The 24458-nt window shown below is 60.1% G+C and carries 21 protein-coding genes; 8 read left to right on the top strand and 13 right to left on the bottom strand.

Annotated elements, in window-relative coordinates:
• Positions 1 to 404 precede the first annotated feature (404 nt).
• Both FHS54_RS14615 and FHS54_RS14610 read left to right on the top strand, forming a co-directional pair.
• Positions 405 to 587: a hypothetical protein gene (locus tag FHS54_RS14615; RefSeq protein ID WP_167304893.1), complete on the top strand. Its 183-nt coding sequence runs from the start codon at positions 405 to 407 to the stop codon at positions 585 to 587.
• Positions 588 to 608: 21 nt separating this feature from the next.
• Complete coding sequence (locus tag FHS54_RS14610) at positions 609 to 803, top strand: hypothetical protein (protein WP_167304892.1); 195 nt, start codon at positions 609 to 611, stop codon at positions 801 to 803.
• A 175-nt stretch (positions 804 to 978) separates the two neighbouring features.
• On the opposite strand, the gene FHS54_RS14605 is transcribed toward FHS54_RS14610, so the two are convergent.
• On the bottom strand, positions 979 to 1263 hold the full coding sequence (locus tag FHS54_RS14605; protein ID WP_167304891.1) for a hypothetical protein: 285 nt from the start codon (positions 1261 to 1263) through the stop codon (positions 979 to 981).
• A 761-nt stretch (positions 1264 to 2024) separates the two neighbouring features.
• Positions 2025 to 6713 carry an autotransporter domain-containing protein gene (locus FHS54_RS14600; RefSeq protein ID WP_167304890.1) on the bottom strand — a complete coding sequence of 1563 codons (4689 nt, stop codon included), beginning with the start codon at positions 6711 to 6713 and terminating at the stop codon, positions 2025 to 2027.
• Between the two features lie 316 nt (positions 6714 to 7029).
• Between FHS54_RS14600 and FHS54_RS16605 the strand changes: the two genes are divergently transcribed.
• On the top strand, positions 7030 to 8124 hold the full coding sequence (locus FHS54_RS16605) for a LuxR C-terminal-related transcriptional regulator (RefSeq protein ID WP_167304889.1): 1095 nt from the start codon (positions 7030 to 7032) through the stop codon (positions 8122 to 8124).
• Between the two features lie 249 nt (positions 8125 to 8373).
• Here the strand turns inward: FHS54_RS16605 and FHS54_RS14590 are convergent, their stop codons facing one another.
• A complete protein-coding gene (locus FHS54_RS14590; protein ID WP_341785980.1) occupies positions 8374 to 8886 on the bottom strand; it encodes a glycine cleavage system transcriptional repressor in 513 nt (170 codons plus the stop codon).
• A gap of 253 nt (positions 8887 to 9139) precedes the next feature.
• Between FHS54_RS14590 and FHS54_RS14585 the strand changes: the two genes are divergently transcribed.
• The gene (locus tag FHS54_RS14585; RefSeq protein WP_167304887.1) at positions 9140 to 9340 is read left to right on the top strand and encodes a hypothetical protein; all 201 of its coding nucleotides are present in this window, start codon (positions 9140 to 9142) and stop codon (positions 9338 to 9340) included.
• Positions 9341 to 9387: 47 nt separating this feature from the next.
• Entirely contained in the window at positions 9388 to 10140 is a 753-nt protein-coding gene (yaaA, locus tag FHS54_RS14580) for a peroxide stress protein YaaA (protein WP_167304886.1), read from the top strand.
• 76 nt (positions 10141 to 10216) lie between these two features.
• On the opposite strand, the gene FHS54_RS14575 is transcribed toward yaaA, so the two are convergent.
• Positions 10217 to 10612 (bottom strand): MlaA family lipoprotein, encoded by a 396-nt coding sequence (locus FHS54_RS14575; protein WP_208405047.1) that lies wholly within the window; start codon positions 10610 to 10612, stop codon positions 10217 to 10219.
• 338 nt (positions 10613 to 10950) lie between these two features.
• On the opposite strand from FHS54_RS14575, the gene FHS54_RS14570 reads away from it, so the two are divergent.
• Positions 10951 to 12033 carry a DUF1214 domain-containing protein gene (locus FHS54_RS14570; protein WP_167304885.1) on the top strand — a complete coding sequence of 361 codons (1083 nt, stop codon included), beginning with the start codon at positions 10951 to 10953 and terminating at the stop codon, positions 12031 to 12033.
• Positions 12034 to 12465: 432 nt separating this feature from the next.
• On the opposite strand, the gene FHS54_RS14565 is transcribed toward FHS54_RS14570, so the two are convergent.
• From FHS54_RS14565 to FHS54_RS14530, 8 genes are all read right to left on the bottom strand, one after another.
• On the bottom strand, positions 12466 to 13329 hold the full coding sequence (locus FHS54_RS14565) for an energy transducer TonB family protein (protein ID WP_243855782.1): 864 nt from the start codon (positions 13327 to 13329) through the stop codon (positions 12466 to 12468).
• The gene (locus FHS54_RS14560) at positions 13326 to 13748 is read right to left on the bottom strand and encodes a YbaN family protein (protein ID WP_167304884.1); all 423 of its coding nucleotides are present in this window, start codon (positions 13746 to 13748) and stop codon (positions 13326 to 13328) included. Before FHS54_RS14560 ends, FHS54_RS14565 begins: the two co-directional genes overlap by 4 nt.
• On the bottom strand, positions 13732 to 14340 hold the full coding sequence (locus FHS54_RS14555) for a biliverdin-producing heme oxygenase (protein WP_167304882.1): 609 nt from the start codon (positions 14338 to 14340) through the stop codon (positions 13732 to 13734). The genes FHS54_RS14560 and FHS54_RS14555 overlap by 17 nt, the downstream gene beginning before the upstream one ends.
• Positions 14341 to 14373: 33 nt before the next feature.
• Positions 14374 to 15876: a surface lipoprotein assembly modifier gene (locus tag FHS54_RS14550; protein ID WP_167304880.1), complete on the bottom strand. Its 1503-nt coding sequence runs from the start codon at positions 15874 to 15876 to the stop codon at positions 14374 to 14376.
• Between the two features lie 87 nt (positions 15877 to 15963).
• Positions 15964 to 16749, bottom strand: a complete 786-nt coding sequence (locus FHS54_RS14545; protein ID WP_208405045.1) for a Slam-dependent surface lipoprotein — start codon at positions 16747 to 16749, stop codon at positions 15964 to 15966.
• A 117-nt stretch (positions 16750 to 16866) separates the two neighbouring features.
• Positions 16867 to 20010, bottom strand: coding sequence for a TonB-dependent receptor (locus FHS54_RS14540; protein ID WP_341785979.1), 3144 nt, complete (start codon positions 20008 to 20010; stop codon positions 16867 to 16869).
• A gap of 182 nt (positions 20011 to 20192) precedes the next feature.
• On the bottom strand, positions 20193 to 21188 hold the full coding sequence (locus FHS54_RS14535; RefSeq protein ID WP_167304878.1) for a FecR family protein: 996 nt from the start codon (positions 21186 to 21188) through the stop codon (positions 20193 to 20195).
• Positions 21189 to 21279: 91 nt separating this feature from the next.
• On the bottom strand, positions 21280 to 21816 hold the full coding sequence (locus tag FHS54_RS14530) for a sigma-70 family RNA polymerase sigma factor (protein ID WP_167304876.1): 537 nt from the start codon (positions 21814 to 21816) through the stop codon (positions 21280 to 21282).
• 439 nt (positions 21817 to 22255) lie between these two features.
• Here FHS54_RS14530 and FHS54_RS14525 point away from each other — a divergent pair, with 439 nt between their 5' ends.
• On the top strand, positions 22256 to 22468 hold the full coding sequence (locus FHS54_RS14525) for a hypothetical protein (RefSeq protein WP_243855781.1): 213 nt from the start codon (positions 22256 to 22258) through the stop codon (positions 22466 to 22468).
• A gap of 183 nt (positions 22469 to 22651) precedes the next feature.
• On the opposite strand, the gene FHS54_RS14520 is transcribed toward FHS54_RS14525, so the two are convergent.
• Entirely contained in the window at positions 22652 to 23473 is an 822-nt protein-coding gene (locus FHS54_RS14520; RefSeq protein ID WP_167304874.1) for a DUF1206 domain-containing protein, read from the bottom strand.
• A 193-nt stretch (positions 23474 to 23666) separates the two neighbouring features.
• Between FHS54_RS14520 and FHS54_RS14515 the strand changes: the two genes are divergently transcribed.
• Complete coding sequence (locus FHS54_RS14515) at positions 23667 to 24452, top strand: SIMPL domain-containing protein (RefSeq protein WP_167304871.1); 786 nt, start codon at positions 23667 to 23669, stop codon at positions 24450 to 24452.
• The last annotated feature ends 6 nt before the right edge of the window (positions 24453 to 24458 follow it).

Here is a 24458-nt window from a genome sequence, read left to right as displayed (position 1 = left end):
CGTTTGCGGACTTCAGGATGACGGGTCACCGGCAGCTAATCGGGAAAGCCGCCTTACCTCGTAGAGGAAACCGCCGGGCCGTAGAGGACCTCTGTAGGACAATAGCCTTGCTCTATGAAAATCGCAGTTTGGCGTGGGATTTGTCCTCTACAATCTATGCGACTTGCTCGACCGGAGCGCAGGATTTTCAGCCGACATTAGGTCTAGGACAAAGATAGCCCAGGAAAATATGACCCCCTTTGAGTGAAGCCTAGCGCAGCCTCCTACTCCTGTGGCAAGTCTGATCTATGTGGAGCCCTACACAGAAAGTCACATTCAATCCCAGTAGCGGGCGGCCTGAGGCACCTCTCTACTGGCATCTTACGACATTTTGCGTAATCGCGACATGGGTGATGGCTCTGATATTGATCGGCTACATCGCGCTTGCCATTCGCGACGACGCTTACAGCCTAGCTGTTACCTGTGCCTTTGCGGCATTCGCATTGTTAATTATCGTCCACTGGCGCAAACGGCAAATTCGCGAAGAGCAGCGCAAATTCAATCAGCTTGTGGCTGATTACGAAAAGGCAATTTCTAGCGCCGTGTGATGACTTGAAGGGAACCAGTGATTGGAAGTGATCGGCATCATCTTTGTATTGGCGTTCGCCTCAAGCCTCTTTTTCGGTTTTCGCACGGGAAAAATGCCGATCAAATCCCCTTTACGAGAACCAAGCCGCTACCAAACGCCAGTTTATTTTTGGTCTGTTGCAGCGTTCTACGGTGCGGGCCTGATGCTTGGCGCGAGCATGATAATATCGGGCTGATCTGCTGGTAGAAGCCGCAGAAATACGGGACTTCACGTAGATTTTAATTCTCTACAATTTGTGACTTGCTCCATCTAAGCGCAGGATTTTCAGCCGATATTATGCTTAGGAGGAAAATAGCCTAGCAAAAAATGTGGCTCACTCTGAGTGGATTCCCGAGCCGCGACTTAATGAGCTAATCTTGAATTCGAGAGCGTTCAAACCATTCAGCGCAGCCAAGCGCCCCCGTCCAAACGAGGATGGCTAAAAACAACAGGCACTCCGCACCCAATGTGACCGGGGTATCGGGATCATTTGGATCGAGGCTGAAAACAAAGAGGGCGGCTGCTACTAAGGAAATAGCTAAGGCCGATGCCCAAACAAGACGGACACGGGCAAGCGGTATTGGAGCCCTTGCAACGAGAACTGCACGGCGCTTAAAAGTGAGTGCCGCGCAGAAAAGCAGCGTAGTGGCAGACATTATGAGCGGCTTAGTCAATTGCTCGTCAAACCGTACAACCATAGCAGCACAGGAAAGCAAAGCGATACTGCCTACGCTCACAGGCCACATAGCCTTTGACATCTTCGTCATAGATTCCGAAACTCAAATCTGCGTCCGCACCCGCGCGAACGCTAACATGCCATAGCTGCCATCATGTACTCTCACAACGGAAGAGAAAGACGCAAAATCTGTAGAAATCTGCGATTTTTCCTCTGCAATCTATGCGGCTTCAGGCGCAAAGTGAACTGTTTCGCGCCAAGCGGTAAGGCCGCTTCCACCTGAAGCTGCGAGTAAAGCTGACACTCGCCTAACGTCATGAACAAGCCTCCGCTTCCTCCATCTTAGTGCTTAAAGAGGCCGTGCCGTCATCCACCAATCTGGTCGATCGCGACCGCCCGATTTTTTTGGGTAAGCGTCCAGTAGGCGGAAAGGCTGGAATGGCGCACAGCCGACCGGCCGGTTTGCGCGATCTGAAAGGCAGGTTACGGCATAAAGCTGACGCTTACATAAAAGATGCTGAACGTCTTGAGTTGGTCGCGACCTGCCGGTTACCGGACAGTCCGAACCTAAGGATGCGAAATTGGTGCCTGAATGGCGACAAAGGGTCGGTAGCCGCTTCCGTTAACTTACCGATCGCTCATTTGTCGAAGATGCGTCGGCGTTTCAGCCCATGTAGCTAGCGCTGCCGACCTCGCGATCGGCAGCGCCATTGGGAATTCATGAGCCCGCCGGGCTTCTTATCAGAACGCAAAACGCACGCCGACGTTGACGTTGTGGCTCTGGCCCCCACCAAATTCACCTTGATAGGCGCCATAGAGGCTGAGCCCCGCAGCAAGATCGTAGCTAGCACCAGCGCCAAGCGTTGCCATGGTGTCCTTCCGGTCTGCGCCAACGACCGTGAACCGTTCGGCGTTGCCAACAAACCCCGCGCGAGCGGCGGATCGTTCACCTTCAAGCTGGTGTCGCAGACCTACCGATGCCCACGGGTGGAACATTGCGCCATCCCCAATACCGCCCTTCAGCTTGATGGCGCCGTCGACAAACGTCGCGCTGGTCTTGTTGCCATCCACAGACAGTGCGAAGGCGGCACTGCCTGTCTCGCTCGCCGCCCCACGGCGGGTGGAGATATGAGTGACGCCTACCTCAGGGTGGACGGCCCACCTGCCCAAGGGGAAGCTGTAGCCGACCACGCCATCAAGCACCAGGCTGCGGAGGCGATAGTCGCCGGACATCGCGGTCGCGCCCGGCACGGCGCGGCGCGTGTTGGCCTCGCTCCAGTCATAGGCGATCGTCGCGGTCCCGTCGAAGCCACCGCTCATGAATTGGCCCGAAAGACCGGCAACCAGGCCATCGGAGTTCGTCCGTGCGCCAAGGCGCGCGATCGTCTGGCGACTGTCGATATAGCCGATGAACGCGCCGATGGATGCGGTTGCGCTGCCAAAGCCGATACCACCAACGACACCATAGCTGTGGCTCTTGGCCGTCGATGTGCCGGCTGAACCACGACCTTTAAGCGTGCGCCAGTCGCCGAGGCCCTGCGCAAAGCTGAAGAGACCAGCTATCTCGCGCGTGGTTTCGGCAAGCCCTGCGCGGCCCGCCTTGGCGAGCGCCAGCCCCTGCTCGACACCAAGCTGGGACACACTGGCATATGCTTCGGGCGTCAGCTGCCCGAAGGCCGCTGCGTTAGCGGTGCCACCGCTCAACAGTGTCGGAACGGCATTGATCAGCGCAGTGCTCGCGGTTCCTGCAATCAGCAGGTCGTTGACATAGCCGACAGCAGCATTGGCCTGGGTGGAGATGCCGGTGGGCGCCACGAAGGTGCCGAGCAACTGCAAGGTGGAGCCATTGTTGCGGAGCACGCCCACAATGCCCGGATTCCGATTGACGATGTCAAAGTCGCCAGTGATGGCGCCGCCGCCGTTCACCACGATCAGGTCACGCGACGCGCCAGGTGTCAGCGAGCCGGTGAGATTGACAGTCGTGTTGTCGCCAATCGTCACCGAGCCGCCATTGACGATGATCTGATCGCTCTGCCCGACAGGAACGAACTCGAAGGTGGTGGTCGTGTCGTTGGCGATGGTCAGATTGCCGTTGATCGTCATGATAGCAGGAGATGCGCCCGGCGACAGCGTGCCGCCCGTGCCGATCATGACATCGCCGCTCACGGTGCCTGCGGTGCCGAAAGTACCGCCGTTGCTGACATCAACCGATCCGGTCAGGGTTGATCCTGCCTGACCGATGAAGCGACCGCCTGAGACGGTTACTTCCTCGACATTGAGATCGCCGGTGAAGCTGTTGACGCCTGCTGTGTTATTCACCTGCTCAAAGCCCGTGAACGCCGAACCGTCGATCGTCGTCTGGGCCGCATAGCTGCTGCCGGTATTGAAGGCGAGGACATCGGTGCCGCCGCCTGCAGCAACCGTGCCGCCGAAGCTGCCGCCGGTGCTGATCGTCAGCATATCGGCGCCCGCACCAAGATCGACATTGCCCGAGATAGTGCCGCTATTGACCAGGCTGTCGGTGCCACTTCCAGCCACGACATTCCCGTTGATCGTCCCACCCTGGTTGCTGATCGTGTTCGCGCCGTTGCCGGTGATGATGTTGCCGGTGATGGAGCCGCCGGTCGCGTTGGTCAGAAGATTGTCGCCTTCGCCAAGGTCCACATTGCCAACGACCTCGCCGCTATTCGAGATGCTGACGCTTTGCGTGCCGCCGCTGATCGCAGTCTGACCCGGCGCCACGACGATGCTCGACCCTTGAGTTAAATTCAGCTCACCACCGCCAGAGACTTCCACCGTCTGCTGAACGACGACCTTGCCTGTGCCAATGATCTTCTCGACCTCAAAGCTGGCGAAGAGCTGACGGAGTGATGGATCAATCGAGCCGGTGTAGGTCGTACCGGTGATATCGAAGGAAAGCGTGTCCTCCCCCGCGCCGCCATCGACCGTTCCATTCAGCACGGCTGAACTCAGCAGGTGCGTGAAGCTGTCATTGCCCTCGCCCATCTGTACCGTTCCGGTGATGGTGCCCGCATTGACGATCGTGTCATTGCCCTCGCGCATGTAGATGTCGCCGCTGATCTGGCCGGCATTGTCTATCCGGTCATCACCAGCATTCAGGTCGATCGAACCGATGATCACACCGGTGGCAGTGTTCGTCACATGATCGGTCGAGGGCAGATAACCGCTCTCATCCTCAAGCTGATCGCCGCTGGTATGGATGGCTCCTGCAAGATAGCCGTTGGGCTGACCGATCGCATTGTCGATGATCGGCGTGTTGGGGAAGTAATCGGTGCCAGCGCCGCCCTGGATGGTGCCGCTGTTGACGATGTTGACCGTCTTGGCCGCGACAGCAACAGCGACAGTGTGGCTGCCCTCGGTGTTGGCGATCGGACTATATACCCAGAATGGCTGCGGAAGCCCCTGGACCTGCGCAGCGACGACCGCGGTGAGCCCGCCGCCTGCCTGGATCAGCCCGCCTTCCAAATTCTCGATGTTGACTGTGCCAGCGCCGGTACTTTCGACATCCACGCCCAGCGCCGCGATCTGCGACACATAGGCCGTGTCCTGTCCAAGGCCAATGAACTGGCCCGGTGTTACCGTTGCGCCTCCGGTCGCCCTGACCGTACCGCCGTTGACGAGATTGACTGTCGCACTGGCCGCCGGAACGCCGACAAGCTCATCATCGCCAGCCTTTACGCCCAGAACAAGGCCCGATCCGCCCTTGTCCTCACCCAAAATGCTGCCGCTGTTGTTGAACGTGATCGTCTGGCTTTCGTCGGTCTCCGACTCCACGTCGAAGGCCGACATGCCGCCAAAGCGCGGGGGATCAGCCTGATTGATGGCAAGCTCGGTGCGCGTCACAGTGCCGCTATTGTCAAAGCTCGCCACTCGGTTGGCGATATTGACCTCGGTTGCGCCTTCGATGATCCCTGTGTTGGTGAAGGCAAAGTTCTCCGCAGCGATGTCCACGACATCGTCGTCACCCGGACCATCATCCTGCAACAGGCCAGTGCGGATGAGCAATGCCTGACCGCCCTCCCGCGCCGACGCCGTGATCGTGCCATGGTTTTCGAAATTGAGGTTTTGAGAAGCGACCGCGGCGTAGAAGCCATCCCTGATCTCACCATCCGCCGTGTTGACGATGGACGCGCTGTCCGCGTTAAATTCGTCGTTGGCATTGGGCAGCACCAGGTCCATTGCACCGACTTGAAGCGTCAGGCCGCGCTGGAAAAAGCCGTTCGTATCGATGCCAGCGATCAAGCCGCTATTGGTCAACGAGAAGACATCCGCCGCAACATTGGCATCCAGTCCGCCGGTGATGATGCCGCTATTCTCAATGGTTGCGCCCGCCAGAGTGGTGGTCTCGAGGGCCTGGCGGATCCGGACGGCCGCGTTCACGCCATTATCAAATTCCCGCTCAATGTCCGTGGTGAAGGAGCGCGAGCCGGTGAAGGTCGTCTCGATCGCTCCTGTGTTGCGGAACAGGAAATCATCCCCCGCCGAAGTCGTAACAACCGAACCGATGCCGCTGGTAGCGAGGTTGATCTCGTCATTGTTGACGAAACTCGCCGCAGCGATCCGGATGTCGCCATTGATGGTGCCTTCGTTGATAAAGCTGGTCAGCGCATCGCCATAGGTTGGCGTGTAGAGCGGAACTGTGCCCGGCGGCACATTGGAACGCTGGAAGGTCGCAAAGCGCTGCTGATAATAGCCGATCGCAGCAGGAACGATGGTCACGCCCTGCGGATAAAGGCCCGCGGTGTTGAGCAGGTTGATCGTGCCATTGTTGACGACATTGCCATCGCCCATGAGGCTGATCGAAGTTCCCTGTCCCGAGAGCGTCAGCGTGGTAGCGCCGCCTCGCGTCTCGAACCCTTCTATTTCGAAGGTCGTGGGCAGCGCGCGTGCGCCGAGCTCAAGCGACTGTGACTGGCTGTAGCTGCGCGCGTAGATGTCGATGCCGCCACCAGCTGCGATGGTGCCGGTTACCCCGTCATCGCTGCCGCGCTGGATGAAATTGGCGGTGCTGAAGCCCGTACCGAGCTGCAGATTGCCGTTCAGCGTTCCGCCGTCGGAGATATAATAATAGAGTGCGCCAGCCAGTGGATTCTGCGGCGCAGTCGGTGTGGGTTCGACATAGGACACATTGCCGTTGATCGTGCCAGCGTTGGTCACATTGAAGCTGAGCAAGGGAATGCCGGTCCGGGCAGGCGCTATGATCGCGTTCGTACCCCCGCCAATGATCCCACCGCTCCCATTACTGACCGCAAGCACGACCGCCTGGCCGGCGCTGATTGCCGGATCGCCAGCGATCGTGCCGCTGTTATTGACGATGATGGCAGTACCCAGTGTTCCGGTAATCGGTCCTGTCGAGCCGCTATTGCTGATGATGCAGAGTGGACCGGCGCTGCCGTCGGGGCAGGTCAAGCTCGGCGCCTGTTGTGCAAAAACGCTGCTCGCACCAAGCGCGAGAACACTGACACTCAGACCAAGCCCAAGACGAATAGGCGCGCGCACAGAATTTCTGCCGATCATGTAAAACCCCCTCCAGACGATTGGGAACGGGGATAAGCAAAACGCATTCCTGTTCGCATCCCCCGATCGGGGTATCGGACCGCCGCAGCTAAAATATTGTGTTTCTTCCCAGAGCTGCCTAAATCCTCTTGCTGCTCACGCGCTCTCACGCTGGATCAGCCAAAGATATAGACGTTCTGACCGGGTCGCGGGACAGGAACGAAACAGGGTGGAAGATAAGATTTGGGCGCTGGGCGAGCGTTTCGCCATGGCTGCCATTGATGGAAATGAGTGGCTCGGCGCGCTTCGGGCCATGGCGGAACTGACTGGTAGTACGTATGGCCAGCTCATTGGTTTTGCGCCCGGCGAGGTGCCCTTCAACTGGATCAATGATTTAAGTCAAGAAGAGATAGCTTGCTTCGTTGAGCAGGAGCGCGGCGATCCCAACATTAATGTTCGCGTGCGCGCCTCGCTCAGTGATCAGCCATTCGTCATTCGCAGTGAAGCAGATTATCGTGCGGTCGGGCGCGGCTCTGGTTTCGACCTCTATCGTGAGATGTGCGACGCCTATGACATCATGGACGGTTGTCAGACCAAATTACTTGAAGGGGGAGGTCGGTTTGTCGGCCTTGCTCTCAACCGTAGCCGGAAAGACGGCAGGACCGATGCCGAAACGCGCGAGTTATTCGCCGCGATAGCGCCCCATGTGGGTAGGGCGGTCAAAATGCAGATTGCCCTTGAAAGTCGTGGCACCGCGCTGTTGAACGGCGCCCTGGAATATGTCGGCCTGCCGATCTTTGTCTGCGATGAGGCTGGCAATCTGAAGGCCGAGACGACCGAAGCGTCAGCACTGCTTTCCGCCGGACGCTTCAGGGTGATGGATGGCAAGATCGGCCTCCCGCACCCACGTGATGACGCGGCGCTGTTAAAAGCGCTCGCGCGGCGGCATCGCCAGCCATTAGGGTTCGAAACCTTGCTGCTCGGAAGTGCTGGCAAGCAGATGCCAATGGTGGTGGACATCTGCCGCCTCCCTTCGCAGCCCGGGCGCCTCAGCCTTGCTTCGCAAATTCTTGTCATCGTCCGCTCGGGGCGGCGGTGGCACGATGCCGCGCCTGCTGTTTTGCGCATGGCATATGGACTTTCTGCTGCCGAAGCGGAGGTTGCCTTGGCCCTGGGTAGAGGCGAGACGCGCGATCAGATCGCCGCCGCGCGGGACACTAGCGCACAGACCGTCAAGACGCAGATCAAATCCATTTTCTCCAAACTCGGGGTGAGCCGGGAGATGGAACTGATGACGATGCTCGGCGATATGCTGCGGCGCTAAGTAGGACTGAAAGAGCGCGGGCCGCTGCCGATCAACTTGTTTGCGAGGCGCAGCCCTCCCGCATGATTTTCCGCAGCGTTCCCCCGATCGGGGGTATGACCCGGCGCTGCAAAGCCGATAAGGGGACCTCGCGACCCGAATGCTCACGGCTTAGCCGGTGAGACTTCAAACTGCCCGGCTGTTATCATGGCAGCCGGGCTTTTTTCGCAGTTAATCGTACCAGACTGCCGAATAGGTAGCGGGCGTCATTTAGCTCGATACGGGCTCCGCTACGAAATCGACCATGATCTCGCCAGATATGGCCTCCAGTGCCTCGCGAAGCTTGTCAGTGGAAAGACCCGCAGGCAGCACGATCTGCGCTTTCGCGCGGAAGAGCGGTGCGCCCGACCAGGCACTCCCTTCAATCTTGGTGATGAAGTCGTCGATGTTGACGTCGAGCTTGGCGAGCGCCGACGTCACCTCCCGCACTATCCCGGGACGATCTTGCCCGACAATTTCGATGGCCTGCGACAAGCCGCTGCGTTCTTCATCTTCCGCAGCCGCGATGATATCGATCTTGATGCCCATCGCATCGATACTGCGGACCGCGACGTCAAGTTCATCCAACCGGTCCTCGGGCAGCTCAACCAGCACGGATCCAACATATTTTCCGCCTAGGCGGGAGAGATGACTTTCGAGCCAATTACCGCCCGAATCGAATACCGCTTCGGCGATAGCACGCGTCAGCCCTGGGCGATCGCTACCGACCACCGTCAAGATCACTGCTCGATCCATATCTCACCTTTATTTTGGCCACTGTCCAGCAACCGAGGATAGTGCATTCGGATCATTTTGGGGAGAAAAGCCAGATAACCAGTCTGTCCGCACTTATGCGCCACTTGGTCTGGCATGAACGTCTGGTAAGGGTCGGGCCTGGCCGGTAGTCGATCCTTGATCGGGTTCTCCGCAAGAATAACCCGGGGATAAGAACTCAGCGCAATGGACCATTGCTTGCGATCGACGCTAAGGGAACCGGATGAGCATCATCGCAACGATCATGAATTCCACCACCGGCCAGCCGATCCAGAAGATGACCTTCGGGCGCATGCCCAAGCCCTGGGTGACGTTTCACCTGGAAACGGGAGAGCGGGTCACGGCTGACCGGGTAAACGTGGGCAAGCCTGCTCCGGGGAAATTCGTGGCTCCTGTCGAGGTCTGGGTCACGCCCAAAGCCTGAAGATCGATGGTTTGACGCCTGGCTGGGCCGCAGCTACCGCCTGAGCGATGATCGCTCTCCTTTCTCCAGCCAAGACACTCGACTATGAGCGCGCGTTGCCGCCCCTGGCGGTTACTGTCCCGCATTTCGCCGAAGAAGCGCGCAGCCTCGCCGGGTCGGCGGCGAACCTTTCGCAAAAGCGACTGGCAGAGCTGATGCATATTTCGCCGCGCCTGGCGAAACTCAATGCGGACCGCTTTCGCGATTTTGCCGATCTGCCTCAAAGGCAGGCGCTCTATGCTTTTGCCGGTGACGTCTACACCGGGTTCGACGTTGACACGCTGGACGAGGCTGGCGTCGCCTTTGCACAGGATCATGTGCGGATACTGTCAGGTCTCTATGGGCTACTCCGGCCCCTTGACGCTATCCGCCCCTATCGTCTGGAGATGGGAACCCGCTGGGCGCCCCGCCACAGGAAGCTGACCGACTGGTGGGGCGATCGCATCGCCGCACTGCTGCGTGCGCAGGTCGCGGAAGAGGGATCGGATGTGGTACTCAATCTCGCCAGCCAGGAATATTTCGCGGCTGTCGAAGGCAGGCTGAAAGGACTGCGCGTGATCCACGTTGATTTTCGCGAGCCGGGTCCGAACGGCCCGCGTTTTGTGAGCTTCAACGCGAAGAAGGCGCGGGGCATGATGGCGCGGTGGATGTGCGAACATCATATCAGCGACGTCGAGGCCATGCGCGGCTTCGACAGTGACGGATATCAGTTCGACCCCGCTGAGAGCGACGCTGATCATTGGCGCTTCACCCGATCCTGACGGGTATAGGGGCCGACGCTGTGCACCTCGGCACGGAAGATTGATCAGCCAGCGTCTATAATGGATCGCCTGGCTGTTACTGCCGGGCTCCCTCGCCTTCTCCCATTCGCCGCCCATAAACCGGCACCGCATCATCGCCAGTGCGCCCATGCAGCGCCTCGATCTCTGTCTTGCGCTGCTTCAGATACAACTCGCGATAGGCAGCATAGGGATCATCTTCTTTGCGGATCTGCCGGACGGTATCGTCAAAGGCAGCACGTTCACCAAGCTGGTTGAGGATCGTCGCCGGAATGACATAGGCGGGTTCGGTGAATGGCTTTCCGATCAGAAAAGGCACCGCCATATTGTCCACCGTGTCGCCAATGATATCGCGCAATGTCGTCGGTCCGACGATCGGCAGATACATGTAGGGGCCGGGACCTACGCCATAATAGCCCAGCACATTGGCAAGACCATTGGGACGATATGGCAACTGGATCGACCTTGCCGGCCACCGTTCCGGCACGGCGCTCTGGCGCTGGATCGAGGCTGATGAGCATCCGACGCCCGAATGCCGGGTGGTGTCGCTTGACTAATCCCGTTCAGTAAGCTGCGCCGCACCGGAACTGAAGGCTGCGGTTTGTCCAGGCCAGCCAAGCGCATTCTCCGGAGGGCCGCACCGTTGCGGCCCTTGGAAGGCGACGCCGGTGGCTGGCAGGTATATCGGCAGAGCTGAGATGCGCGTGCTCAACTGACACGATGCGGTGTTGAACATGCAACAATTCCGCATCGCGCCGTCCGCGCGCACTTTCGTCATTCGAGGAGATTGAGATGGAGCAGCCACTGTCACGAAATTGGGAAGAATTCTGTACTGCGCTTGCGGAAGCCGGAGAAATCCTGTGTGGCTCCGACGTTCCGCTTGGCAGTATCGACCAGGCAGAAGGACTTCGCTACCTCGGCAGGTTGACCAGGATATCTCTTGAGGCCTTTGTGGAATCTTCTGATCCAGATTTTCCACGGTTGTTCAAGATGACCGATGAAACAATAAAGATCGGCGGTGATAATCCCGATAACATCTACTGGAATGCCAACATTGTTGGCGACCGCGAATACCGTATCAGGGGCCATCGCGGTACTGCGCCATATCTAAGCTTTGGCACCAAAGCGAACCGGCGGGCTACCGAAGGCCAAATGGTATCAACTGGCGAGATCGAAGATAGCGATATCTTCTTCGCTGAAGACGGTAGGTTTGAGATCCTGGTCAGCCAAACGCCTCAACCATGCAACTGGCTGCCGATGAGTGCGGACACCAGCATGCTTCTCGTGCGGCAAACCTTCTTCGATAAAGCGACTGAACAACCCGTGATCCTGGAGATCGAATGTGTGAACGGACCGCGGCATCCCAAACCTCTCGATCCGGCAACTATAGACTTGAAGCTCAGGAGGACTGCGGCCTTCGTCAAAGGAACATCTGAAACATTTGCCGATTGGACGCGAATGTTCATGGGTGAGCCTAATCAGCTATTGCCTCGAGATCAGGCGATGTTTCAGAATGTCGGGGGCGATCCGAACATCCACTATTTGCATGGTTATTGGCGACTTGAACCCGGCGAAGCCTGGGTGATTGAGACAGAGGTTCCTAACTGCCGCTTTTGGAACTTCGTTCTTCAAAATTGGTGGATGGAGTCAGGTGAATACAAATATAATCCGAATACCTGGCTCAACCCCGCTAAGGCGGTGCTGGGCGCCGGGAAGCTATTGACGATCGTTGTAGCGGAAAAGGATCCGGGCTTCGGAAATTGGATCGACACGGCTGGGCATCGCGAAGGCACGGCGCTATTGCGCTGGATCAGCGCCCAACGCCATCCAGTTCCTCAATGCCGTGTGGTGCGCACGAGTAGTCGGTCAGGGTAGGCCTTTGCGCTGCTCCTGTAATCCGGAGAACGTCGCCTCTCTTGGGACATACATGCACTTAGCCGCGGTCTGCAACTCAGCACCACATCTTTTAAATTCAATGCCACCAGACGACATCCGCTCGGACGCTGCCTGACAGCTATTCAGAGGTACGCGATGGCCCCCGGAGGGTCTGGGATCGGCCAGTCTTTGCGTTTCGAACGGTGATTGGCCCAACGAAGTGAACGTTCGGTGTCGCTTAAACCGGCCATTGGCAATTCTGATCACGAACGTCCGCAATGTCCCAGACGCGGCGTTCCGCTTCCGGCAGCACGCGACCAAAGCCGGTCGTTCCCAGCAGCCATTATGAACGTCCTCTCATACCGAAACCTGTCATTGGAATGTGCCTAAGCATTCGGGCCGCGGACGCAGAGATAAAGGATGTGATGCCGGTCATCGTAAGTTGAACTCCACAGGGATGGTCAGTTCAACCACATCGGGCCTGCCGGTAGGAATAGCTGGCAGGGGCTGGGCGCGCGTGAGGGTATCGAGCGCGGCCTGGTCCAGATCATAGGAACCGGATTTTTTCACGATGGTGGCCGATAGAACCATGCCGGCCCGGTTCATCGTGAAGCGTAAATAGGCCGTGCCCTGTTGGCGCGCGGCGCGGGCACGCGCCGGATAGCGACGGAAACGCTCAAGGTGAGCGAGGATCAACCCTTCCCAATTGGGCGTGGACTGACTGGCAAACCGGTTTGCAGCGGGCGCCGCTATGCTCTTGGGCGCGGTCGTCTCAGGCACAGGCGAGCCGGGAACGACGATCTCGGCCGGCTTTTGCGCATCGGCCTTGACCGATGCAGCCATGGGAAGCTGGATGAGGGGCACAGGTGGCGTTTCCCGTACCGGCTCGGCTTCCGCTTCCTGTTTCTCGACCTTTTCGGGGCCGGGGACCACTTCCCGCACAGGTTCGGGCGGAGCGGCGAGCGGCGCGAGGGTGACTACTGTCAGCTGCTTTGAATTGGTCAGCACGGGCTGATAGACGACCTTCCAGGTGAACAGCGCGGCGGCGAACACCAGGCCGACGATAGAGGCGGTCCCGGCGAAGCCGGACAGGCGGATGCGCCAATCCATCGGCTGATCGCAGTAGCGGCCATAGTTCCGTGCGACCTCAGTGGATTGGGAGTATAGCGCCGGGGGAGCCTTATCCATAACCGGCGCAATGCCAGGACTGTAGGTTTTGAAGAACACATAGCCTTCGAACAGGCTGGTCTCGTCATTTGCAGCGGCAAAATGGCCGCCATAACGCCCTGGCTTCATTGTGGTGCTCCCGGCTCGGGCCGCCGAACGATCCAGATCGCCCAGTACAGCATGAATGCGGCCACGGTACAGGTCAGCAACGGACCGGGTCTGACATGAAGCCAGAACAGGCTGTACCCCAGCGCCATGCCGATGCAGGCCGCAATCTTGGCGTGGCGCGGCACCGACCCGTGGGCGCGCCATGCACGCACGCCGGGACCAAAGCGAGGATGATTGAGCAGCCAGGCCTCAAGCCTCGGAGACGAACGCGCGAAGCAGGGCAACGCCAGTATCATGAAGGATGTCGTCGGCAGCAGCGGCACGAAAATGCCGATGAAGCCGATCCCCACCAGCGCCAGGCCAAGCACGAGCCATCCGGCGCGAGCGGCGCGCCCCCGCCGGACAAGCTCGTCGGTGGATGCTTCAACCGAGATGGGCATCGACATGGGCCTGCACTCGCGCAAATGCTTCGAGCGCGCCTTCCTTCGCACGCTTTTCCTCGTCCTCGCTCAGGGGGATCGCATCGAAGGCAGCGATAAAGGCGCGCCAGTGCGGCGCTGGCCCCTCCGGCGCAGGGGCCAGATGGCGTGCGCCATGTCCGTCGGAGAGGCCGAGCTTCTGCGCTTCCTTGCGCAGCAGGGCCGCGCCCATGTTCGAGCCTTCGGCCACATAGAGCCAGCCCAGCGCGGTGCCGGGATCAGCCGACATCACCGTGTCGAATATGGGGCCTCCGGCCTCGGGCGGGTCGATGCCGAGATCCTTCATATCGGCCGCGACGAAAGGCAGGCGGCATCGCTGCGCGAGACCGGGAATGGCGGCTTGGAGGCGCGGATCGGCATAGAGCGCAGCCACGTCGCGATGGAACAGATACTGGATCGCCAGGAAGTGCTTATAGCGATCCAGGCTGGCGAAGGCGGTGGTCGACATGATCGAGCGATCTACCCCCTCATGCACGGTGCTGGTCATCGCTTTCAGCCGCTTGGCGCGACTTGTCTCGCTCACAGGCTGATCGGCATCGATGGTCATGGTCATTATTCACTCCTGTTCAATGAGAGAAGGCGGCGGTCAGAAGGCAAAGCTCAGCCTCACGCTCGCGGTGGTGCGCTTGTAGGAATAGAGCCAGTCGATGTTGCTCTTGATGCGATTGTGTTGAACGACGATCTCGGGGACCAGCGGTCCCAATCGCAGCACGGGAAGACGAGCGATGGCTATGAGGTTGAGTTGTTGGTCCTTGCGCTGCGCCTCGAACAACTCGCTGTATTTGCGATGCCGGCGATAGCGGTAGGAGCCCATGAGGAAGATGCTCGCGGTGTCGCCGAAAGCCTTGCTGAGCCCAAGGCGACCACCCCATTGCCGATAGGCATCGACACGCCCCGGCGTGTCCTTCACCACCACATCCGGACCGCCGAATAAGGTCCAGCTCGGGGAGACCGAATACCAGGCCGTGAGATTGATGTCGGTCAGCGGGCCGTTCTGCGGGCGGAAGGCGACCTCGCGGTAGCGAAAATCCCGGTAATTGCCTTCCAGCCTTAGAAGGGCGCGGGGCGAAACCGTATGCGACCACTCCGCATTTACGCCTGGGGCCTCGTAAAGCACCGAGGAGCCGAGCGAGCCGATCTCATATGACGGCGAGAGGGAAATCGCGTTCCTGGCAGTCTGATATTGATAGCCGAGGCGGGCGATCAGCGTGGCCTGGGAATAGGCATGATGCTCGGGATAGACGTCGCCGAACAGGATGGCCCGCGCCCTCAGGCCGTTGTGCCCACCCAAGGGTATATCCCTCGCGAGCGTACCCTCGAAGTTCACGCCCATTGCTCCGATCGCATCGGGGACCTGGCGGTCGATGACGCACGTCCCGTCATCGGCCGCCAGCAGGCAGGTATAGCTTGCCGATGACTGATTGAGATTGCTGCTGTAGCCTGGACCGATTGCGAAGCTTCCCTGCCAGCTCCGTCGGCGCTTCAGCGCAGCAAGATAGGCGTCGACCGTGCGTGTCACGCCCTCGGCTTGTGGCCCGTCATTCGCCAGTTGGTCGCGTGCAGAATGAAAGGCGCGCTCCGCTTCCCGATCCTTGCGGTTGTCGAAAAGGGTCCGGGCAAGCTCCAGCCTCCCCGGGAGAAAATCGGCCTTGATCGCCAGCAGCGCGCGGTAGTGCCGCTCGGCCGCGGCCAGATCACCCTTCTCGCGCGCGATCGCCCCCAGGGCATATTCGACCAGCATCGGATCATGGCCGTCGAGCTTCCGGTAGGCGGCTAGAAAGCGACGGACATCCGGCCACTGCTTGCGCACGACCGAGAGGTAGAGGGCTCGCCCGATGTCATCGACGCTATTGCCCACCGAATAGCTCTGCCCGTCAATCGTCAGTGAAGAGGTGTCGCCGTCCAGCGCCTGTGCGTCCTCGATCGCGCGCGCCTCGCGACCCGCGCGCTGGCGATCGAGCTGTTGATCGAGCCGCAAACGCGTATCGGGTGCGTTGTCGGTCTGCGCCTGAGCGGGCGCGGCGAACGGGAGCGCAACGACACAGGCAATCTGCAGCCCGTTGAAACAAGTGTAGGAAGGCTTCGCCATCTGTGCCGCTGTGTGCCGATCTGGTCAGGTCCGAGGGAAGAAGCCGGGGCCGGAAACCCGACCCCGGCCCCAATCATGTCGACAGTGTCAGTTCTTGGTGCCGCCGAACGCCGTGTCGTACTGGCGCACCGAGGTCGCGCCCGTGCCGAACTTTACCGTCCCGGCCAGCGCATTTACGTTCGCGCCGAAGAAGCGCCCATTGACGGCACCGGCGGCTGCGACGGTGCTTCCGCTAACAGCCGCGGACGCGCTGGAACCAGAAAAGGTGCCATTCGGATTGATGTTGGCGGAGCCGATGTTCACACCATAGGTGGAACTGGAATTGGCGAGGCTTCCGGTCAGCGTGCCCCCGGTTCCCGTGAAGGAGGCGTTGAACGTCCCGTTCAGGACACCCTTGCCCTGATAGTCGCTGATTCCCTTGACCGTGTAGCTTGCCGATCCGCTCGACGGGATCGATGTCGACGCCCCGGTGCCGCCATAGTACACGGTGTGGTCGCCAGCTGTGACGCTCGCCGTCTGCTTCCACTCGCCGAAATAGATGTCATGGCTGCCCACTTTGGCGAAGTCGAAGCGGCCATATTGGCTGTGGTCTGTTACCGTGCCTGTGACGGCGGTGAAGGTGGTCACCCCGTTGGCGTCAGCACCGAGGACAGTCTTCAGGCCCTGAAAATCGATATACTGGCCGACGGCGAGATTGGGCACATGAATGCCAACCTTGCCAGCGCTGTGTGGGCCGCCAACGACATTGCTGGCAGCGATCGTCACCTTGGAAGAATCGCTGGTTCCGCCGACGACCTGGGCCTGGGCCGTGCCGGCGATCGCGCTCGAGATTGCAAGGGCCAGACCAAAGGCCTTGAGATGTGCGAACTTCATTCTACGTCTCCTGCTTGTTGGAGCGCTCGACCTTTCGAGCGCGTTCATCCAGGGTCGTCACCAGCATCCCGGTCTTGTCAGGATTGATGGATGTGGGTGGCGGCCCTGAATCTCGCCTCAGAACTTCCCCGTCAGGCTGAGCCGCACCGTGCGCCCCGGAGCGGGCAGCATGGAGCGCGACAGGGGGTCGAGATAATAGCGGTTGTTGAGGTTGAGGGCGGTCAGCTCCGCGTTGAAGCGCTCGTTGATCCGGAACTTGGCGTAAGCGTCCAGCGTGACGATCTCGCCCCAGACATAGGGAATGTTTAGGAAACAGCCGCCGACACAATCGTCGGGATTGGTGAACTCCGCGAGCTGCGGATTGTCATAGCCAGCATACCAGGTGAACCGGCCCCCGACTTCAAGCCGGCGATCGAGAAAGCGCCCGCCCACCGTCCAGTTGACCGTACTCTCCGGCGTCGCCTGCGTGAGCAGGAAGCCCGTCAGGAAACCATATTTGACGCAATCCGGAACGCGGCCACGCACAGGGTCCATGAGAACCGCTACACTCTCGTCGCAGACCTTGTTGGTGGTCATGTGGCTTGCGCTGAGGTCGGTGAAGAAACTGCCATTGTCGTAGCGCGCTTGAAGCTCGAAGCCGGCGACCACCTGCTTGTCGACGTTGCTGAACATCAAGCCGGTGCTGCGCTCGATCACGTCCCGGGTCGTGTTGTGGAACCAAGTGAGCTTCAAATCGGCATGCTGTCCTTCGCCGAGACGGAAGAGCGGCCGAAGATCTTGAACCCACGCCGCTTCCCAGGACCGAATGCGCTCTGGCTTCAGATCGCGCACCGGGTTGATCGACGCCGAAAAGCCGATGGTGCTCTCAAACATGCTGGGGAAGCGATAGGCCTGCGCGTAGCGCACATAGGCGCGGCTCGTGCTGCTGATATAGGCGGTCGCCGAAATCGTCGGGACCCAACCATGTCCCGACTTGCGGCGCGCCTCGGGTTCGACGAATGTTTGGTTGGGGATAATGGCGCAGCTTCCAGCGAAATAGCCCGGCACGTTCGCGGCAGTTCCATTGAGGCAGATATTGTCGGCACGCCGGAAGCGCCCTTCCGCATCGGCGGTCCAGCTCGGCCCTGTGTGGTCGGTGATTACAGCCGGAACCTCATCGGGATTAGCGGCAAAAAAAGCGAGGTCGGGCGCGATCAGCGCAGTGATGGTTTCATCGTCCAGTCCGAGGCTGGAATAGAAGCCGCGCTGATGGGCTTCCCAGGCAGCGAGACCGAATTGCGCCGTTTGGTAGGATGTCTGCCAAGAGTTTATGACCGAGCGGCCAGTCGTCGCCCCTGCTTCGCGCTGGCGGCGCAGATATTCAGGCAAGAAATCATCCTCGGCCCAATAGCCGGAATAGGCGAGGCCCGCATTCAGCTTGAGGAAGCTGGTCGGTCGCCACTCACCGCTAAGATCGATCCGATATTCCTCGCGCCGCCCTGCGCGCGGCAACTGCCGCCAGCCATTCGCGGCGGCCGTCGAATATTCGTCACGCGAGCGCAACCGTTCGTGGCCCCAATTCCCCTCCAGAAGGAAGCTCAGCTTCGACGAAAGGTTGAACTGGTTGCTGGCGGTAAAGCCGTACCGATCGTTGTCCGAGTTGGAGATGGCCGTGTTGACGATCGTCGGGTCGCCACCAAAGCGCGGATCGGCGGCCGCATTGGGGAATCCGCCCGAGCTGTAGGTGTCGCTGACGGTATCGGTCGCCCAGGCCGTGGCGCGAAAATCGATCCAGCGGCTGTCCGGCTGCCATTTATATTCGGCGTTATAAGCCTGCGCATGAACCTTGCTGAGCGGCCACTGCACATTGCCGAACGTAGGGCCGCCTACCGTGAAGATGCGCGATGGCAGGATATCGCCGAAGGTCGACTTGCTATCGCGGAATCCGATCTGCAGCGCCTGATCGTCCGCAATCCGCCACGTCGACTTGAACAGGAAAGATTCCAGCTCGCTCGACGTGTTGGGGACTTCATTGCCCGGCTCATAGTTGAGCGCGAGCTTGCGCACGAACGTGTGCGAATTGAGAGGCAGATCTTCTTGGCTGTAATAGCCGGGCGCGGTCTTGCCTGAGAAATAGTTGCCGCGCTCGCGGAAGGCATAGGCGCCGAACAGGTCAAAGTCGCCTACTCGCCCAGCGATGGCCAACCGGATCGCGCGGTCTCCCGCTGAAAAATCTTCGTTATCGTCGGGGGTGCGCAGCGCCACGCGAAGTGACGGATCGCAATAAGCATAGGTCGGCGACGCGCCGATCCCTGGGCAGACAAAGCCGGGAATCGTCCGATAGTCCTGGCCGGTGAGAAGCGTGGGCAGCCGCGGATTGGTGGAATTGTTGCCACCCTCCAGCTTCAGCTCGATGCCGAAGTTCCTGCCCGGTTGCAGAATATCGCTGGCATCGAGCGTGTTGATGACGATCGCGCCGCCGGTGGATCCGTTGACGCCCCGCGTCGAAACCGGCCCCTTGAGGACTTGAAGACCGGAAATCAGGCTAGGGTCTATATAGCTGCGATTGCTCGCGCCATTATAGCCGCGCCAGACGGTCAGGGCCTGTTCGGTGCCGTCGATGACGACCGGCACACGCCCCGGACCCTGGATGCCGCGGATACTGGGATCGAGCGCGCCGCCGTTGCGCGCGTCGCCGCTGAACACATTGACCATGCCCTTGAGCACGTCCGCCGTGTTAACGCCCTTGTAGCGCTCGATCTCTTCCTTGCCGGCATAGGTGGATGAGATGTCCTGATCGTAGACCGCATCCTTCTTACGCGCGTCGCGCTCCGCACCGGTCTGCTGAGCGGCGGCAATGCTCCCGGATTGCTGCCCTTCTACCCGAAGCGGGCCAAGTTGGACCGATCCATCGGCGACAGATCGAGCGCGCGGTTCAAGCGACACGACATTGCCTTCTATCCGGTAGGCAAGGCGACTAGGAGCGAGCAGCCGCGCAAGCGCATCGCGCGACGCCATTTTGCCGCTGACGCCTTCACTGGTTCGACCAGCAAGTTCCGCCGCGTCGATGCTCACCTGCAAGCCCGCCTGCTGACCGAAATCCACAAGGGCCGCATCGAGCGGCTGTGCAGGAATGTTGAAACTGTGGACCGCCTGAGAGGCCTCTGCCTGCGCCAGACCCATGGACGGAAAAGCCAGTACGCTGCCTGCTACCGATGCCAGCAGCATCCCCGCCATCGCGCCGCCGCGTCCAGCCTTCTTATTCTCGACCCCCGATTTCACCAAAACGCTCCCTTTACCAAATTAGGGGCGGCTGACTTGCTATTGCGAGTCACTTGCTATTGAGCCGCCTACTAACAAGGACGAGTGAGCGAAAATCATTTCCGGAAGAAAATTGAAGCATCCGCAAAAAGGCAGAAATCGCAATTGTCGCGATCGGGAAGGCGGAGATGTACTGAACGCGATCAGCTCACGGTTACGATCCTGATCCAGGGCGTGATCTGTCTTACGTCCAAAGCATGGGCTTTTGCCAGCGCCGCCAGAGCCGCGTCCGGGTTTCGTAGATCGTAAATGCCCGTAACGCGGCGCGTGGCAACGCCCACGCCTCGTGTCACGATATAGCCCGAATACCATAAGCGCAGTTCGGCCAGAACTTCGCCGATAGGGCGGTTCCTGACGAACAGTTGCCCATCTCTCCACCCCGCGATGCGATCGGGGCGAACATTCTCGTTAATGTGACGTCCGTGCCAATCGAGCCTGATAGCTTCGCCGGGACGCAACTGATCGCGAAGCTGCCGCTCTGGGTAGGCGACCTCGACAAGACCTCGCTCGACCGCCACCGCTGCTCCGGCATCCTCAAGATCGATCTCGAAAGCTGTGCCGAGCACCGTCACTGTTGCTTCGGCCACTGCCACCCTAAAAGGGCGATGCGGATCGCGGGCGACGTCGAAGAAAGCGCGCCCTCGGAGGAGCTTGGCGTTGCGGCCATTGCCGTCGCTCTGGAAGGACATTGCGCTCCCTGGCGAAAGTGCGACCTTACTGCCATCGCTCAGGTGCACCGTTTGGACCTCGCCGGTGCCGGCGATTGCGTCGGCGCGTAAGCGCAAGGTAGCGTGAGGGAATACCAACAGGCCGATGAAGACAGCAGCCGCAAGGCCGCCGACGCCGCGCCAATGTCGCAGTACCCGTTCGCGCAGGTGTCGCCGCGGCGTGAACGCGACGACATTATCCGCGTCCGTTTTACCGTTGGCCAAACTGCGGCCATGAGACGGCAAGGCGGCCTCGATCAGAGCAGAGAGATCAAGCGTACGTTCCCAGCTCGCCCTGTGAGCGGGACTGCGCGCCAGCCACTGCTGTAATTGCGCATGCAAGGTGCCATCGTCTGGATCGTTGTCAAGACGAACCAGCCACGCAGACGCTTCCCGATCCACGGCGCTGCGATCCCATTGTCTATCCGTCATGGAACTTCCGGCTTTCCCCATGCATCACGCGAATTCTTCTCTCCTTATCTAGATGACGAATGAGCGGAGGCCGCGTCCGAAAAAACATGGGTCATGTGCCCCGCCTGCATATGGCGCGGCAATGCTCCACGGCATCCGTGACCAGTTCGTGAGCAACGCTTTTTGATACACCGAGCCGCGCGCCGATTTCGACTAGCGTTAGCCCTTCGACCCGATGCAACAGGAAAGCCTGCCGGGTCCGATCGGGTAGTTTTGCCAGCGCGGCCCGAATGAGAACCAGTTCGGAAGCCGCTTCCACGCTGCGCTCAACACTCGGCGCGTCGCTGGCAACGAATAGCGCCTTTTCGTTGTCGCCGGTGAACAGTTTTTCCTCGAGCCCCCGGCGTCGGCGATCGTCTAAAGCCAGATTACGCGCAATCCGGAACAAGAAACGCCTAGGCTCATGGATGGTCTGGGTGGCAGCGGCAGCATTGAAACGAACCCATGCTTCCTGAACGATATCTTCCGCCAGCATGGCATCCGCAGCGATTATGGAGATATAGCGTAAAAGATCGGCCCGCTGCGTTATGAACAGGCTAAGCTGCTCCAAACCATTGGATCCTTCAACATTCTCTTCCGCCCGTCCCATAGTGGAGAGGCCTAGCAGATGCCTTCTTGCGAACCAATCTCAAATAGGTCGGATTTTGGCTTACAGGCTTGACTCCCATCGCGCGTCGGCTTTTCGCCCGATGGCCGTCTTGGAGTGACGAGGCCGCGACGATCGGCATTGGATATAGCGGCGGCCTCCGGTTTTTCCCAAGACACGGGCGGAGATACCCCGCACCGGGCGCTGGAGGTGGTCTGATGTCTCGTAGTCACATGCCGGTTACGGTAAAAACGAAGGGCCCGGCCTCCGCCGCGGGGGTGTCAGCTTCTTCTGAGCGCATCCAATCGGCTGACAAGGGAAAAGCCGTCCGGGATCAACCGGGCGGCCTTTCACTTTGCCGGCGTCTAAATGCCCAGGTGAAGGCAGTGATTGAGGCGTCGCCTTGACGGAAACTGCGGCCTGATCGAACGTTGTCGCACGCATGGAGGTGATCGACATGCAGAAGGACGATCAGATCAAGAAATCTTCCGAGGCCCCAGGAGAGGGTGCCAATGATACCCCGCCGTCCGAGCGGGGTTCGCCAGACGCGACAGAAAAGGCGGCACATGATGATGCGGCCAAGCGCACTGAAAAGGGCGAGGACACGGATCCGAACCCTCTGGCGCCGCCGGTAAATACGCAGGCGGGTAGCTGAATCATGCTGACGATAACCAAGTGCGGGCCGGAGGACCTCGACCGCATTTCCCGGAGTCGAGGATTATGAAAGGCATACTGGCTTCAGGGACGTTCGGCTTATCGTCTCTCCCATCTTCCATCCAGCCCATAGCCCGTCAGTCCAATTTCGGTCCCGCGGTAGATCAGGCGGCGTGAATAATCCTCAGAAATTCGGCGTGGCGACCTTGAGATGGCGATATCTCGCCTCCACGAAACTGAAGATGCCGAACAGCGCCAGACCGGTCGCGACAATTAGCAAAAATGACGGACCATGATCCTGCTCACGCAGTTCCCGGAGCGCCGCGCCTAGTCCCCCTGCCTCTTGCGGATCGTGGTTGAGAAGCACGTTGATCAGGAACCATGCGATCATCGCGAAGACCAACGCCCGCGCCGCGTATCCCGCTCGCCCGATCCAACGAACCTGTCGTGGAGCAGGAACATCTCCGTCCAGTTCGTCGAAATTCGCCTGATACGCCTTGACGAACTGAGCCACCGCCACGGCAATGAGGACACCGGCCACGAGCGCCACCAGCAACGGACCCGCGGGCTGCTCCAATAGACAGGCGGACCAGCTTTGAGCCGCTTCATCGCCAGGGCTGCCTTGGGATGCAGGGGATTTCCGCAACGCCAAGCGCGCTGCCGTTACCGCAAGACCGACATGGACAATGCCGCTCAAGGCATAGCCAAGCCTTTCCAGCTTTCCCTTGAGATCGTGCGATCGCATTTCGGGGTCGAGGATGGCCTCGGTCAGACGCCAAAAGGCATATCCAGCAAAGCCAAGAGCGCAAAGGCCCAGGAGAAAACGACCCAGTGGCGCATCGGCGAGCGTGCCCAGGACGCCCTGATTGTCACTTGGCAGCCCCCCATCGAATGCGACGTCGATTGCGAATACACCAATCAAAACGTAAACCAGCCCGCGTGCCGCGAAGCCCAGCCGCGCGAACAGGGTAAGCAAATGTCGGGAACTGCCGTATATGGTTCTCATCGTGCCTCCTCACAACGAACGCCGGGCCGCCGATGAAGTTGCCGAGCTGATTGCCACAAAGCACGCGCACGGCAGCATGCCGGTCCGGCACCTCCGCCACCCTCAGCCGAGGGTGCCAACAAGATCGTTCCTTCTTCGATGAAACCAGAGCAGCGGGGCGACGTTCCGCTGACACGACAAGGAGGAGAGGCTGATGAAATGGTGCATCTTTCTGGCGATCGCAGCGGGCGCCACATCCGCCGTGCAGGCGCAGTTGCCTGCTGCAAACCCGATGCTCGCCCCTGAGGAAACCTTACTGGTGGTGAGCGGAGAAGGGCAGAGCCGCCGAGTGCCGGATGTGGCCGTCTTCTCAGCTGGCGTCGTTACCCAGGGCAAGACGGGCGGTGACGCGCTCGGTGCCAACGCAACGCGGATGGATGAAGTGGTCAAAGCCCTGAAACGTGCCAGCATTGCGGATCGCGATATCCAGACATCGGCGCTTTCCCTGCAGCCGCAATATTCCAATCCGGAACAGGAGGCCCAGATCCGGGCAAGAATGACGCGCGAGCCCTATGTCGCGCCAGTGCAGCCCCAGACGCCCCGGATCATCGGCTATGAGGCGCGCAACAATGTGCAGGTGCGCGTCCGCAAGCTGGGTGAAATGGGGCGGATCATCGACACGCTGGTTCAGGCTGGCGCCAATCAGGTAGACGGTCCGTCCTTCACGCTGGACGAGCCCAAGGCCGTACTCGACGAAGCGCGGACGGAGGCGGTGCGCGAGGCCCGGTCTCGCGCCGAGCTTTACGCGCGGGCGGCTGGGTTACGCATTTCCCGCATCCTGTCGATCAGCGAGGGCGGCGGTTATTATCCCCAGCCGATCATTGTCACGGGCCGCATGGCAGGGGCGCCGCCCGCGCCGCCGCCGCCGCCAAGTCCAGTGGCGCCCGGCGAGGTGATGCTCGGCGCAACCGTCTCCATCCAGTTCGCGCTTCGGCCCTAGGCGTGA

This window comes from Sphingobium vermicomposti, assembly GCF_011762025.1.
Classification (GTDB): Bacteria; Pseudomonadota; Alphaproteobacteria; order Sphingomonadales; family Sphingomonadaceae; genus Sphingobium; species Sphingobium vermicomposti.
This window is presented reverse-complemented; position numbering and strand designations above follow the sequence as displayed.

Bases quoted from the DNA above. Each gene is read 5' to 3' on its own strand.
- FHS54_RS14605 (WP_167304891.1), bottom strand. From the start codon at position 1,263: ATGTCTGCCACTACGCTGCTTTTCTGCGCGGCACTCACTTTTAAGCGC.
- FHS54_RS14585 (WP_167304887.1), top strand. From the start codon at position 9,140: ATGAGCATCATCGCAACGATCATGAATTCCACCACCGGCCAGCCGATC.
- yaaA (WP_167304886.1), top strand. From the start codon at position 9,388: ATGATCGCTCTCCTTTCTCCAGCCAAGACACTCGACTATGAGCGCGCG.
- FHS54_RS14570 (WP_167304885.1), top strand. From the start codon at position 10,951: ATGGAGCAGCCACTGTCACGAAATTGGGAAGAATTCTGTACTGCGCTT.
- FHS54_RS14565 (WP_243855782.1), bottom strand. From the start codon at position 13,329: ATGAAGCCAGGGCGTTATGGCGGCCATTTTGCCGCTGCAAATGACGAG.
- FHS54_RS14560 (WP_167304884.1), bottom strand. From the start codon at position 13,748: ATGCCCATCTCGGTTGAAGCATCCACCGACGAGCTTGTCCGGCGGGGG.
- FHS54_RS14555 (WP_167304882.1), bottom strand. From the start codon at position 14,340: ATGACCATGACCATCGATGCCGATCAGCCTGTGAGCGAGACAAGTCGC.
- FHS54_RS14550 (WP_167304880.1), bottom strand. From the start codon at position 15,876: ATGGCGAAGCCTTCCTACACTTGTTTCAACGGGCTGCAGATTGCCTGT.
- FHS54_RS14545 (WP_208405045.1), bottom strand. From the start codon at position 16,749: ATGAAGTTCGCACATCTCAAGGCCTTTGGTCTGGCCCTTGCAATCTCG.
- FHS54_RS14535 (WP_167304878.1), bottom strand. From the start codon at position 21,188: ATGACGGATAGACAATGGGATCGCAGCGCCGTGGATCGGGAAGCGTCT.
- FHS54_RS14530 (WP_167304876.1), bottom strand. From the start codon at position 21,816: ATGGGACGGGCGGAAGAGAATGTTGAAGGATCCAATGGTTTGGAGCAG.
- FHS54_RS14525 (WP_243855781.1), top strand. From the start codon at position 22,256: ATGGAGGTGATCGACATGCAGAAGGACGATCAGATCAAGAAATCTTCC.
- FHS54_RS14520 (WP_167304874.1), bottom strand. From the start codon at position 23,473: ATGAGAACCATATACGGCAGTTCCCGACATTTGCTTACCCTGTTCGCG.
- FHS54_RS14515 (WP_167304871.1), top strand. From the start codon at position 23,667: ATGAAATGGTGCATCTTTCTGGCGATCGCAGCGGGCGCCACATCCGCC.